Source organism: Candidatus Pelagibacter sp. Uisw_106 (assembly GCF_047724975.1).
Lineage (GTDB): Bacteria > Pseudomonadota > Alphaproteobacteria > Pelagibacterales > Pelagibacteraceae > Pelagibacter.
This window is the reverse complement of sequence record NZ_CP159819.1, coordinates 577,870-591,190: the sequence shown is the minus strand read 5'-3', so window position 1 is coordinate 591,190 and position 13,321 is coordinate 577,870. Positions and strand designations below refer to the sequence as shown.

The following is a 13,321-nucleotide window of genomic DNA, read 5'->3' as shown; positions in this document are numbered from 1 at the left end:
CTACTCTGTATCTTCTTTTAAAATTGTTTTTTGTGAAACTCTAAGTTTTACAAGTATAGGATTAGCTATATAAATTGAAGAATAGGTTCCAAATATAACACCCATTATCATGGCTAAAGAAAAACCTTTTAATATTTCTCCACCAAATAAATATATTGAAACTAAAGCAAGCAATGTTGTGGCTGATGTAATTATAGTTCTGGAAAGAGTTTCATTGATTGAGATATTTGTAAGTTCATAAATCTTGATATCAGAAAATTTTCTTAAATTTTCCCTAACTCTGTCATAAATTACAACAGTATCGTTCATAGAATAACCAACTATAGTTAAAACGGCGGCAACTATTGATAAATTTATTTCTAGACTGAATAGCGAGAAAAGACCTAGTGTTATAATGACATCATGGAATAAGGCCAAAATAGCACCTAAACTAAATTGCCATTCGAATCTTATCCATATGTAAAATAACATTGCGGCTAGAGATAGTGCAATTGCAATAATACCAGACTTTAATAATTCAGAGCTAACTTTTGGACCTACATTTTCAACTCTTCTGAAATTAAAAGAGCCCCCCAAAGAAGATGTTAAATCTTTTTTAATAACCTCAATAGCGTTTGCACTTGTATCTTTTTTCTCTATCTTAATTAAAAAATCATTTTCATTACCAAATTTTTTAACATTAAAATCTCCTAAATTCATTTTATTAAAAGATTGTCTTAAAGAAGTGACATTAATATTTTTATCATTAGACCTTAGTTCTATTAAGGTCCCACCCTTAAAATCTACACCAAAATTAAGCCCTTTAAAAAATAACAATAGAACAGATGCAACGACTAGACTTAAAGAGATAAGATTAAATAGTTTATAAAATTTATTAAAATTAATCATTTATATTAGGTTGGCTTTTTCTTTATTTCTTACCACATAAAGACCAGTAAGCATTCTTGCAATAAAATAAACTGAAAACAGTGTAGTAAAAATTCCTACAGCTAAGGTCACAGAGAAGCCTTTAACAGGTCCGGAGCCCATAAAGAATAAGATTACAGCTGCAATTAATGTAGTTATATTTGCATCTATAATTGCAGTTTTTGATTTCACATAACCTGTATCAAAAGCTATTATATTATTTTTTTCTTTCTTGCATTCTTCTTTAATTCTTTCAAAAATTAATACATTAGCGTCAACTGCCATACCTACTGTTAAAATGATACCTGCTATTCCAGGAAGAGTTAATGTTGCTTCAAATAAAGTTAAAATACCAACTAAAAAGAATAAGTTAATTAGTAGTGTTATATTAGCAATTAGACCAAATATTTTGTATTTAAAAAACATAAAAATTATCACTGATAAAAAACCAATCATAAGAGCAATAACTCCAGCATTAATTAAGTCTTGACCAAGGTCAGGTCCTACTGTTCTTTCTTCAATTATATTAAGCGGAGCTGGTAATGCTCCCGATCTTAATAGTAGAGCCAAGTCTGTTGCAGATTGGAACGTAAAATTTCCACTGATCTGGCCATTTCCACTTGCTATAGTATCTCTAATTACTGGAGCACTAACAATTTTACCATCTAGAACGATAGCCAATTGCTTGCCAACACCGGTACTAGTTGCTTTACCAAATCTTTTAGCCCCCACTCTATCAAGAGTAAATGATACTACTGTTTCGTTTGTTTGATTATTCATTTGTGGTTGAGCATCCAGTAAATTCTCACCATTTAAGATTATTCTTTTACTAACCATTGCTTCGCTAGTTCCATCTTCAAACTGAAGCATTTCAGTTCCAAAAGTGTCATTATTATTTTGAGTGACAAATCTAAATGTTAAATTTGCAGTTTTTCCTAAAAGTGACTTTATACGCATAGGATCATCTAGACCCGGAAGTTCAACTAAAATTCTATTATTACCTCTTTTTAATATATTGGGCTCATTAGTACCAACCTCATCAACTCTTCTTCTAACTATTTCTAAAGCTTGATCTTGTGAAGAAGTTTTGATTTCAATAAGTCCATACTTTGAAAGAGTTAAAGTAAATTCATTATTTTGTATTTCTAAATCAAACTGATGAGATTTATATTGATTATAATATGGGTTAATATCACTTTCTTTATCAAGAAAAAAATTTTCAACTAATTGAGCATTATCATTAGAAACATTAAATATTATTTTTTTATTTTCTATTCTCAGATCATTAAAAGTTATTTTCTTATCTTTTAAAAAATTTCTAATAACAGTTGTTGTATTTTGTAATTTTTGAATTTCAACTGGACCGTTATCAATCTCAAGTAAAAGATATGAACCACCCTGTAAATCTAAACCTAGATTTATCTTTTTTGAAATAAAGCTATCTTCAGAATTCTGAAAATTTGATGCAGCAATGAAAATAAAAAAAATAGATACTAATGAAACTAAGGTAATTCTTAATTTAGAAAAGTATAACACTTTAGTTAAATGTTATTTTTTTACTTCAGGGGAGTTAAGTAATCCTTGGATGCCTGTAGATTTGATAATTTCAACTTTAACGTTGTCAGCAATTTGCACTTCAACTTTTTCATTATCAATAATTCTTTCAACTGTCCCTATAATACCAGCAGATGTTACAACCTTGTCTCCTCTTGATAAGTTTTCTACCATGGCTTTATGCTCTTTAACTTTCTTTTGTTGAGGTCTTATTAAAAAAAAGTAAAAAATAACAAAAATTAAAATTAGTGGTATAAATTGTCCTATTCCTGAATCCATTTTTCTCCTTGATTAAAGTGAATACTTACAACATCTATTAAATTAAAACAACTTTAAATCTTATTGATTTTCTCAATATTATTCATGTAAGGCCTTAAAACTTCAGGTACAATAATAGAACCATCTTCTTGTTGATAATTTTCCAATATAGCAACTAATGTCCTACCAACTGCTAAGCCACTGCCATTTAAGGTTCCAACAAGCACTGTTTCTTTTTTTTCGTTTTTATATCTAGCTTTCATTCTTCTTGCTTGAAACGATCCACATGAAGAGCAACTTGAGATTTCTCTATATTTATCCTCAGATGGAAGCCACACCTCAATATCAAAAGTTTTTTCAGCACTAAAACCCATATCACCAGTACACAAAACTATTTTTCTATATGGAAGTTTTAGTAAATCTAAAATCTTAGTTGCACAATCAGTCATTCTATCGAGTTCTGGTAAGCACTTATCTGCCTCAACAATACTCACCATTTCAACTTTGTAAAATTGGTGCTGTCTAATCATGCCTTTTGTATCTTTACCATAACTACCTGCTTCTTTTCTAAAACATGGAGTTGAAGCAACCATACGCATAGGGAGTTTTTTTTTATCAATAATTTGATCTTTTACAATATTGGTTAAAATAACTTCAGCAGTTGGAATTAAAAACTTTCTGTCACTAAAATCATCTAATTTAAGTTCAAACTGATCATTATCAAATTTAGGTAATTGTCCTGTACCATACATAGTAGCATCTGTTGCAATTAGTGGAGGTGATATTTCTTCATAACCATTAGTATTAACATGTGTATCAAGCATAAAATTTGATAAAGCTCTTTCTAATAATGCCAATTTATCTTTTACAAAAACAAACCTAGAGCCAGTAGTTTTTGTGGCTAGATCAAAATCAAGCATGTTTAAGTTTTCACCTAATTCATAATGAGATTTAGGCTTAAATGTAAAATTATGTATTGTTCCTGATTTAGAAATTTCTATATTTGAATTTTCATCTTTACCTGTAGGAACGTCAGAATGAGGTATATTTGGTATTGATGATAAAATAGTTTCTAATTCATTTTTAACATTAGTTTGTAATTTATTAATATTATCTATTTCAGATGAAATTTTTTTAGATTTTTCAAAAAGTGACTGATCTTTAGACTTTGAAATATCTTTTTTTTCTTTTCAAGCAGTTCTCTTTGTTGGATATATTCTCTATTGCTCTCATCCAATGATAAAATCTTATCGACATCTGTATCTAGGAATCTTTTATTCAAAGCTTTTTTAAAAGCCTCAATATCATTTCTAATTTCTTTTATATTATGCATTTTTTTTATTTTTCTTATCAATAATGTTTACAGAAAATATAGATAATTCATATAAAATCAATAATGGTATTGCTAGTCCAATTTGAGTTATAGGATCAGGTGGTGTTAACAATGCAGCTGCTGCGAAAATCATTACAACAACATATTTTCTTTTTTCTCTAAGAAACTTAGCATTAACTATGCCAACTCTAGCTAACAAACTAAGAACAACTGGTAACTGAAAACTTATACCAAATGCAAAAATTAATTTCATTACAAGTGAAAGATATTCACTAACTTTTGCTTCCAATTGGATGGGTAATCCTGTTGAAGCCCCTGTGCTTTCGAAAGAGAGAAAAAACTTTATGGCTAGTGGCATTATTAAATAATAAACAAGCATTCCTCCTAGAAAAAATAATATAGGTGTTAAAACAAGATATGGAACGATTGCAATTTTTTCATGCTTATAGAGACCTGGTGCAATAAATTTCCATATTTGCACCAATATAAAGGGACATGTAACAAAGAATGCCGCAAAAAAAGAAACCTTTAAGTATGTTAAAAATGTTTCCTGTAAAGCTGTAAAAATTAATCTTCTATCAGTTCCACTTTCATTTACTGCTTTAGCAAAAGGTTCAACTAAAAAACCATAGAGATGTTCTGAAAAAAAATAACATCCGATAAAAAAGATGAATAAAAAAATAAAAGAGTGAATTAATCTTTTTCTAAGTTCAGTTAGATGGCTTACAAAACCGCCATCATTTTCAGATTTTGTCATTATCTTTTTTTTCTTCTATAGGTTTTTCTATCTCATTAGAATTAATGTCAAGGTCAGCTACCTCATTTTGTATATTGCTAATATATCTTTTTGTTGTTCCAATCCATGAACCAACTTTTTTTAACATATGTGGGAAATCTTTTGGGCCAATAACAATGATTGCAACAGCTACTACTATTAAAATCTCAAACCAGCCAATAGTGGGCATTTAATTTATTCTTTGTCTTTGCTGTCTTGATTATTTTCTGAAACGTTTTTAGGCTCAGGCTCAGACTCATCAGTGATATCTGTAGCCATACCTTTTTTAAAACTTTTTATACCTTTAGCAACATCACCCATTAGACTAGAAATTTTACCTCTACCAAATAAAAGGACAACTAAGATTACTACAATTGCTATTTGCCAAATTCCAATGCTCATAATATTTTATACCTCTTTTAAATTTAATTTTAAAGTAACTTTTTACTTTTCTTCTTCTGGACTTAGTGTTCCACCTAGCATCTCATCGATATTTTCATAAATATCTTCTTTTTTTTCTACTTGTTTTTCTTTGTAAAATTTACCAGTACCAAATATTGCATTATCTATGTTTGAGCTATCAATCAGACCAGCAGATCCCAATTCGTCAACTGTAGGTAAATCAGACAGTTTTTGAAGACTAAAATGACTTAAGAAATCATTAGTAGTTCCATACTGAATTGGTTTACCAGGTACATCTTTACGGCCTTGTGGTTTTACCCAATTTAGCTCCATTAAAATCTCAAGTGTATTCGTTCCAAAAGCAACACCTCTAATTTCTTCAATTTCAGCTCTAGTGACAGGTTGGTGATAAACAATTATTGCTAAAGTCTCAATTGCAGCTCTAGATAATTTTTTTTCTACAGTTTTTTCTTGAGACATAAGGTTTGATAAATTTTCAGATGTTCTAAAAGACCATCTTTTAGAAATGCAAACTAAATTAATTCCTCTTGATGAATATTCTTTTTGTAACTTCTCCAATGATTTTAAAACATCAATTTTTTTTGAAATTTTAGATTCGATAGTCTCGATATCTAACGGTTCAGCAGCAGCAAAAACAATTGCCTCAACTTCTCTTTCACCAGCATTCATTTTTGATGGGAAAGTAACTATATTGTCATTTATTTTTTTTGTTTTCTTTTTTATTTTTGTCATTTTAGTTCTTTAATATAAATATCATCAAATAAATTTTCTTGTTTTATAGTTAAATTACCTTCTTTAACCAGCTCTAAAGATCCTGCAAAAATTCCAGCTTTACCTGTTCTTTTATATTTTGAACTATTCTTAAATGAAGGTGGTATTAATTCATTAATATTCCTCCAATCAATTAACTTACCAAAAAATTCTTTTATTCTTTTTATGCCATCTTCAGTGGTAAAAACTGGAAGTTTAGGAATATTCATTCTTTGAAAGTCTTTAGTCATAATAATTGATGAATAAGATTTTAATAGTTCGTAAAGATTTAGTTTATATTCAGTACTGTATATAGATCTTATGTTTCCTTTAATTCCTCTAACTCTTATTTCTCTTCCAAGTCTTTTTCTTTTTAACATTTGGTCAGAAAGTAATCTGATCAACTCTAATTTTTTTAATTGTAATTTTAATTTTTCAGCAACTTCTAAAACTTTAAATTCTTCTTCTGGATTTCCTGGCAACAAAAGTTTTGATTTAAGATAAGTTAACCAAGTAGCCATCAATAAATATTCTGATGCAGACTCTAGATTAAGATTTTTTTCGTTAGTAATATAATTGTGAAATTGATCAGCCAGTAAAGTTATTGAAATATCTTCAAGGTTAACTTTTTGAGCTTTTGCCAAATCCAATAAAACATCAAGTGGGCCGTTATAATTATCAAGATCAACATTAAAATTTTTAGAATCGGTGTCGGACATAGTAAATATTAACTTATAATTTTATAAAATTGTGATGTTTTTTTAATAATAAACTTACTTATAAATGGTGAATACAGAGCCACATCGTTCATTTCTTTTAAATTTCCATTACAATGAAGAACTAGATCGCAACCAGCGCTAAAAGATTTTTTTGTATTAATTGCTATAGAGCCTTTTAAACTCTTCATTGATATATCATCAGACATCAAAATATTCTTAAATTTAATTTGGTTTCTTATTAATTTTATAATTTTCTTCGAATGTGTTGCGGTATTAACTTTATCGATATTTTTGTAAATAAGATGCGCTGTCATTGCAAACAGACTATTTTTATTTTTGAATGCCATAAAATCATTATTATTTAGATGTCTTAATTCTTTATCGATTGTAGGAGTTTTTTTATGACTATCAACTTTAGCCAAACCGTGACCAGGAATATGTTTTATTACAGCACCAATCTTATTATTATGCAATTCTTTAATACAAATATTACCAATTTGTGAAACAATCTTTGCATTACTTGAAAATGCTCTGTCACCAATTATTGAGCTAGACCCTTTTGATCTTACGTCAAGAACGGGTAAAGTATTAATATTTATGCCTACAGTTTTTAATAATAAGACAGTTTTATTTATAAACTTTTTATATTCAGTATAAAATTCTTTTTTATCTTTAAGATAAAGATTGCCAAAAAATTCTCCTGTAAACTTATCTGCTTTAAAAAATTTACTTAGTCTATTTACTCTCCCACCCTCTTGATCGATTAAAATAGGGTATTTCTTATCATTAAATATTTTTCTAATTTCGTCTGTTAATTTTTTAACTTGTACAATATTTTTGATATTTCGTGAAAAAAGTATTATTCCCCAAGGCTTATGTTTAATTAGAAATTTTTTTTCTTTAATCAATAATTTAGTTGATTTTAAACCAACTATAAAACTTTTACGATCATCCATCATTATTTATTAATTTCCAAAAATTGTAATTCTTTTTGTTTTTATCTATGCTTTTTTCAACATATTCTACGATATTAACAGTATCACTATTAAGTAAAATAAGATTACGAGAATAATTTTCAGTTTTATCTTCAATATTTTTTAAAGATCTATATGAATTTTTTTTATTTTCATTTGAAAAGTAGTATTTGAAAGATAGAAAAAAAAATAAAACTATAACAATTAAAAATAAAAGATATTTAAGTTCTTTTAACATTACATTTTTTGCGGAGTATCAACTCCAACAATATCCATTCCAGATTTGATAACATTAGATATAACTTTTAAAAAAACTAACTTATCATTTGATATTTTCTTTTGTTCGTTAATAAATCTTTTTGATGAATCATCTTTACCCATATTCCAATAAGAATGGAATTCTGATGATAGCTCATAAAGATAAACTGGTATTCTGTGAGGTTCAAGTCTTAAACTTGCAGCTTCAATACACTTGGGCCATTCTGCTATTTTTTTTAATATCTTTATTTCATCTCCAGTGTATTCAAATTCGTAATCTTTTATATTCAAATCATTTTCTATATTAAGATCTACGTGTCTAAAAACAGATGATATTCTAGCATAACAATATTGGACATAGTAAAGAGGGTTATCTTTTGATTTTTCTTTAACTTTTGTAAAGTCAAAATCTAACTCTACATCGCTACTTCTATTAAGCATAATAAATCTAGTAGCATCCCTACCAACTTCAGCAATCAAGTCTTCAACAGTTATATAGTCGCCTTTTCTTTTCGACATTTTGAAAGGTTTTCCATCTTTAATTAGCTTAACAAGTTGGCTTACCTTACAAATTAATTTTTTTTTATCTCCAGATAACGCTTCCACGACAGAAGTTATCCTTTTTATATAACCGGCATGGTCAGCACCTAATATATTAATAAGTGTATCGTAATTTCTATTCAATTTATTATCGTGATAAGCCACATCACTAGCAAAGTAAGTCCAGGATTGATCAGATTTTTGAAGTGCTCTATCTTTGTCATCTCCAAAATCTGTTGATTTAAATAAAAGTTGCTCTCTTTCAACCCAATTTTGATCATCCTCACCTTTGGGGGCCTTAATTTTTCCACTATAAACTAGTTTTTTATCCTTTAATTTGTCAATTACTTTTTGAACTTCATTATTTAGTACAATATCAGTTTCACTGGTAAATTTATCGTGCACTATTCCAAGGTTTGATAAATTGTTTTTAATTAATTTTAAAGATTCTGAGACTGACAATAAAGTTAATTCTTTTGAAACATCTTCAAATTTATCAAATTTTAAAACTTTGTTAGATTCTATAATATTTTTAGCAATATCAACCAAGTAATCACCAGGATATAAATCTGAATTTTCAATGGGAAATTTTTCATTAAAAAGTATTTCTCTAATTCTAAAAAAAACAGACTTTGTAAAATTTATGATCTGATTGCCATAATCGTTTACATAATATTCTTTAGAAACATCATGTTTGTTAAAAATTAATATATTTGAAATTACATCCCCTAATATTGCACCTCTACAATGTCCTACATGAAGAGGACCTGTCGGATTAGCTGAAACAAATTCTACAAGATATTTCTGTTTTTTTTCTTTTATATTGACACCAAAATCTTTGTAATTTTGGTTAACATTTTTAATAAAATTGTTCCAATATATCGTTTTAAATTTAATATTAATAAATCCAGGTTTTGCTACAGAAATAGTTTCAATTTTTTCATCTTCATTTTTAATTAAATCAATTAGAGTATTTGCAATATCGATTGGAGATTTTTTATTCGCTTTAGAGAGCACCATTGCTACATTGGTTGATATATCGCAGTCAAAATTTGATGGTGGTATATCTACATTAATTCCTTTTAAAGATTCAGGTATTTCTAAAGAGCCATCCTTATTTAGTTTTTTAATCAAAATTATTATTTTATCTAAGTAGAGATCAAAAATGTTCATTAAATACTTTTGTTTAAATTGATTGCATATCTATCTGTCATACCTGAAATAAAATCAGCAATTGCTCTATTAGGGTCATTTTTTAATTGGTCAGCATTTAAGAATTTTTTTGGCTTATTCTTAATTTTATAAAAAAGTTTATTAACAATTTTTTTTCCATGATTATTTTTTAATAATACTTTCTTGTTGTTGTACATTTTGCTTCTTAGGAAAAACCTAACTTCTTTTTCAATTTTTAGAAATTTACTAGAAAAACATACTATAGGATTATCTAATTTATAAACATCATTTAAAGATTTGATCTTATTAGTTTTTAAATTATTTTTAGTATTTTTAATCAAATCTCTAACCATTAAATCAATTGAATCTCGTATTATTTGATATATCAAAATATCTTTATTATTATTTTTAATATTTTTTTTGTGAGATTTATAAATATCTTTAAAAAAATTAATTTCAATCAAGTCGTTTAAATTGAACATTTTGGCTCTGATTCCATCTTGTATGTCATGATTATTATAGGCAATGTCATCAGAGATTGCTGATATTTGAGCTTCCAATGATCCAGAGTTAGTAAATTTTATTTTATTTTTAAAACTTTTCAATCCAATCAGCCCATTAACTGTAGAGAGATCTTCAATTGGGCCATTGTGCTTTAATAATCCATCTAAAGTTTCTAATGTTAAGTTTAGACCTTTAAATTTAAGGTATTTATGTTCAAGAAACATGATTATTCTTAAAGTTTGAAGATTATGATCAAAACCTCCGAAGTTAACCATGCATTCATTAAGGGCATCTTCTCCAGCATGTCCAAACGGTGTGTGTCCCAAATCATGAGCCAAACTTAAAGTTTCAGCCAGATCATCGTTTAAACCTAAATGTTTAGCTATTGATCTTGCAATTTGCGCAACTTCAATTGAATGGGTAATTCTAGTTCTAAAGTGATCCCCTTCTGTATTAACAAAAACTTGTGTTTTATGCTTTAGCCTTCTGAATGAGGCACTGTGAATAATTCTATCTCTATCTCTTTGAAATGGTGTTCTATAAAGTGAATTGGCTTCTTTAAAAATACGACCATTGCTTTTAGATAGAGCTAAATTTGAGTAATTATTCATACTTTAAATTTAATAAATTGATATTATATTAGTAATATCAGTGTTGTTATATGATTAAAGAAATTAAATTTACAGATAAAGCTATAAAACAGATTAATAATTTGTTGTCTCAAAAAGATCCAGGGTCATTTTTTAGAATCGCTATTAAAGGTGGTGGTTGCTCAGGTTTTCAATATGAGTTTACTTTTGACAAAAAATTAGAAGCAGACGACTTAAAACATGAAAATATTCTCATTGATAAAACTTCAGCAGACTTATTAAAAGGTTCAGAAGTAGACTTTGTCTCAGAACTAATTGGTGATCAATTTAAAATCTCCAACCCTCAAAGCAAATCTTCTTGCGGTTGTGGTGTTTCGTTCTCCATATAATGATTATCACATCTTGGAATGTTAATTCAGTTAGAGCAAGAATTGAAAATATTAAAGAATACCTTCAAAAATTTTCTCCTGATGTTGTCATGATGCAAGAGATCAAAACTCAAGATGAAACTTTTCCATATGATGATTTTTCAGCATTAGATTATGAAAGTCATGTATTTGGACAAAAAAGTTATAACGGAGTTGCAATCATTTCTAAGCATAAACTAGAAAATGTCAGATTAGATTTGATTAAAGATAAGTTAAAACAATCTAGAATTATTTCAGCAGAATTAAAATATAAGAAAAAAAATATTCAACTGATTAACATTTATACACCAAACGGTAATCCTGTAGATACTGATAAATACACTTATAAAAAAGAATGGTTAGATACTTTGATTAAACAGCTAAAAACTCTTTCAAAGAAAAATGAAAATATTATTTTAGCAGGTGATTTTAATATTCTTCCTTCAGCAGAAGATGCTTATAATATTAAAGGTTTTGAAGATGACGCTTTATACAGACTTGAGATAAGAAAAAAATTTAGAGAAATGATTAATCTAGGTTTTCATGATGCCTACCGTCATATTCATGGCGAAACAGAAGGCTATACTTATTGGGATTATATGAGAGGTGCTTGGCAAAAAAATAATGGATTAAGAATAGATCACTTCTTAGTATCAAATTCTTTATTAAATATAGTTAAGAATGTTAATATTAATAAAGACCCCAGAGGAAAAGAGAAACCCTCAGATCACACACCTATTGAAATTGAATTAACTTAAAGATTTAATTTTATTAACAAGCTCTTCATTAATATTTCTTGGTCCTTTATCCAGTCTATTTTTATGTCTTCTTTCACCTGGGAGTCTAACACCCTCCATAGCTGACATTTTACTAAAAAACTCATCAGCATGTTTATCCCAACCTTTACCAGAAATTTTATCAGGTGAGATTGCTATAATAAATTCTCCACCACTTGGAGGACCACCATCGTTATTATCTTTAGCAGCAGTTTCAAAACTAAAATTTTCACCAATCAATGCGCCAGCTAATAATTCAACCATCATTGCTATACTAGATCCTTTATAGCCACCAAAAGGAAGTATAACTCCACCATCCGCAATTTCTCCAGGATCAGTTGTTTCTTTACCTTCTTTAGTTAAACCTGTTCCAAGAGGAACTTTGTGCCCTTCTCTTTTTGCTATCTGAACTTCACCCATTGCCATTGAGGCTGTTGCCATATCGTAGACAACTGGAGTTTTACCAGGTCTAGGCCATGCAAAAGAAATTGGATTTGTACCATATAAAGGTTTCGTAGCACCCGCTGGTGCAACGGCAGGCTTATAAGATGTGCAAGCAATACCAACAAGACCAGCCTCTGCAATAGCTTCAGTTTCAGGCCAAAGAGCTGCCATGTGATGTGAATTTTTTATAGCAAGAACTGCTACACCATTTTTTTTAGCTAAATCAATAACAGCAGGTAATCCTAAACTTAAAACCATTGGAGCAACTGCATTGTTACCTAATACTTTAATAATACTTGGAGCAACATTTTCTAATTCTGGTCTTGCTTTACCATTAATTTTTTTGCTTTTTAAACCTGCTACATAAGCTGGCAATCTAAACAAACCATGAGAAACAGAGCCATCTCTTTCAGCTCTCATAATAGTATCTGCTAAAATACTAGCATTTTCCTCATCACAACCATTAGCTAGTAATGTTTTTTTAGCTAATTCTAAAATTTCATTTAATGTTAAGGAAACTGTATTCATTTATTTAGCTTTACATTTTTTGCATAAACCAAAAAACTCTAAATTATATTTATTATATTGCATTCCAGTATCGTCTTCAAAATTAGTTAAATATTTTGAAAGTTTTGGATTATTAATTTCAGAAACATTTTCACACTTATTACATATTGAAAAAGCTGTTGCTTGTGAAATTTCACAACTTGAACTTTTACAAGCTATAAAAGCATTTCGACTTTCTACTTTATGTATTTTTCCAATCTCAACTAATTTATCTAGTGCTCTATAAACTTGTAGCGGTGCTTTAATTCCTTTTTTTTTAACATTAAATAAAATGGAATAAGCCTTAAGTGGTTCTTTAGCTTTTTCTATAAAATCAAAAATAATCTGCTGATTTTTAGATAAAAATTCTTCTTTATGATTCATATGTACT

General features: G+C 28.3%; 16 protein-coding genes and 1 pseudogene. 2 read left to right on the top strand and 15 right to left on the bottom strand.

The window, feature by feature from the left end; genetic code table 11:
* The 13 genes and pseudogenes from secF to ABXT45_RS03100 form a co-directional block, all read right to left on the bottom strand.
* Window positions 1-888 (bottom strand): protein translocase subunit SecF, encoded by an 888-nt coding sequence (gene secF / locus ABXT45_RS03160; protein WP_415276266.1) that lies wholly within the window; start codon window positions 886-888, stop codon window positions 1-3.
* On the bottom strand, window positions 889-2,442 hold the full coding sequence (secD, locus tag ABXT45_RS03155) for a protein translocase subunit SecD (protein ID WP_415314329.1): 1,554 nt from the start codon (window positions 2,440-2,442) through the stop codon (window positions 889-891).
* Between the two features lie 12 nt (window positions 2,443-2,454).
* The gene (gene yajC / locus ABXT45_RS03150; RefSeq protein ID WP_168606286.1) at window positions 2,455-2,739 is read right to left on the bottom strand and encodes a preprotein translocase subunit YajC; all 285 of its coding nucleotides are present in this window, start codon (window positions 2,737-2,739) and stop codon (window positions 2,455-2,457) included.
* 53 nt (window positions 2,740-2,792) lie between these two features.
* Window positions 2,793-4,051 (bottom strand): annotated as a pseudogene (serS, locus tag ABXT45_RS03145) (serine--tRNA ligase).
* Window positions 4,044-4,808 carry a twin-arginine translocase subunit TatC gene (gene tatC, locus ABXT45_RS03140; RefSeq protein ID WP_415314328.1) on the bottom strand — a complete coding sequence of 255 codons (765 nt, stop codon included), beginning with the start codon at window positions 4,806-4,808 and terminating at the stop codon, window positions 4,044-4,046. Before tatC ends, serS begins: the two are co-directional and overlap by 8 nt.
* Window positions 4,795-5,016, bottom strand: coding sequence for a Sec-independent protein translocase protein TatB (gene tatB, locus ABXT45_RS03135; protein ID WP_415272397.1), 222 nt, complete (start codon window positions 5,014-5,016; stop codon window positions 4,795-4,797). The genes tatC and tatB overlap by 14 nt, the downstream gene beginning before the upstream one ends.
* A gap of 5 nt (window positions 5,017-5,021) precedes the next feature.
* Window positions 5,022-5,228, bottom strand: a complete 207-nt coding sequence (gene tatA, locus ABXT45_RS03130) for a twin-arginine translocase TatA/TatE family subunit (protein ID WP_271505205.1) — start codon at window positions 5,226-5,228, stop codon at window positions 5,022-5,024.
* Window positions 5,229-5,270: 42 nt separating this feature from the next.
* Window positions 5,271-5,981 carry an SMC-Scp complex subunit ScpB gene (gene scpB, locus ABXT45_RS03125; protein ID WP_415314327.1) on the bottom strand — a complete coding sequence of 237 codons (711 nt, stop codon included), beginning with the start codon at window positions 5,979-5,981 and terminating at the stop codon, window positions 5,271-5,273.
* Window positions 5,978-6,718: a segregation and condensation protein A gene (locus ABXT45_RS03120; RefSeq protein WP_415314326.1), complete on the bottom strand. Its 741-nt coding sequence runs from the start codon at window positions 6,716-6,718 to the stop codon at window positions 5,978-5,980. Before ABXT45_RS03120 ends, scpB begins: the two co-directional genes overlap by 4 nt.
* Before the next feature lie 8 nt (window positions 6,719-6,726).
* Window positions 6,727-7,677 carry a glycoside hydrolase family 3 N-terminal domain-containing protein gene (locus ABXT45_RS03115; RefSeq protein ID WP_415314325.1) on the bottom strand — a complete coding sequence of 317 codons (951 nt, stop codon included), beginning with the start codon at window positions 7,675-7,677 and terminating at the stop codon, window positions 6,727-6,729.
* Entirely contained in the window at window positions 7,667-7,930 is a 264-nt protein-coding gene (locus tag ABXT45_RS03110) for a hypothetical protein (protein WP_415276259.1), read from the bottom strand. Before ABXT45_RS03110 ends, ABXT45_RS03115 begins: the two co-directional genes overlap by 11 nt.
* Window positions 7,930-9,663 carry an arginine--tRNA ligase gene (gene argS, locus ABXT45_RS03105; protein WP_415314324.1) on the bottom strand — a complete coding sequence of 578 codons (1,734 nt, stop codon included), beginning with the start codon at window positions 9,661-9,663 and terminating at the stop codon, window positions 7,930-7,932. The genes ABXT45_RS03110 and argS overlap by 1 nt, the downstream gene beginning before the upstream one ends.
* Window positions 9,663-10,778, bottom strand: coding sequence for a deoxyguanosinetriphosphate triphosphohydrolase (locus ABXT45_RS03100; RefSeq protein WP_415314323.1), 1,116 nt, complete (start codon window positions 10,776-10,778; stop codon window positions 9,663-9,665). The genes argS and ABXT45_RS03100 overlap by 1 nt, the downstream gene beginning before the upstream one ends.
* 50 nt (window positions 10,779-10,828) lie before the next feature.
* Between ABXT45_RS03100 and ABXT45_RS03095 the strand changes: the two genes are divergently transcribed.
* Both ABXT45_RS03095 and xth read left to right on the top strand, forming a co-directional pair.
* Complete coding sequence (locus ABXT45_RS03095; protein WP_168606297.1) at window positions 10,829-11,146, top strand: HesB/IscA family protein; 318 nt, start codon at window positions 10,829-10,831, stop codon at window positions 11,144-11,146.
* Entirely contained in the window at window positions 11,146-11,922 is a 777-nt protein-coding gene (gene xth / locus ABXT45_RS03090) for an exodeoxyribonuclease III (RefSeq protein ID WP_415314322.1), read from the top strand. The genes ABXT45_RS03095 and xth overlap by 1 nt, the downstream gene beginning before the upstream one ends.
* On the opposite strand, the gene ABXT45_RS03085 is transcribed toward xth, so the two are convergent.
* Together ABXT45_RS03085 and ABXT45_RS03080 are read right to left on the bottom strand one after the other, a co-directional pair.
* Entirely contained in the window at window positions 11,914-12,912 is a 999-nt protein-coding gene (locus tag ABXT45_RS03085) for an Ldh family oxidoreductase (RefSeq protein WP_415314321.1), read from the bottom strand. The genes xth and ABXT45_RS03085 overlap by 9 nt on opposite strands.
* Window positions 12,913-13,314, bottom strand: coding sequence for a Fur family transcriptional regulator (locus ABXT45_RS03080; protein WP_168606300.1), 402 nt, complete (start codon window positions 13,312-13,314; stop codon window positions 12,913-12,915).
* Window positions 13,315-13,321 lie beyond the last annotated feature (7 nt).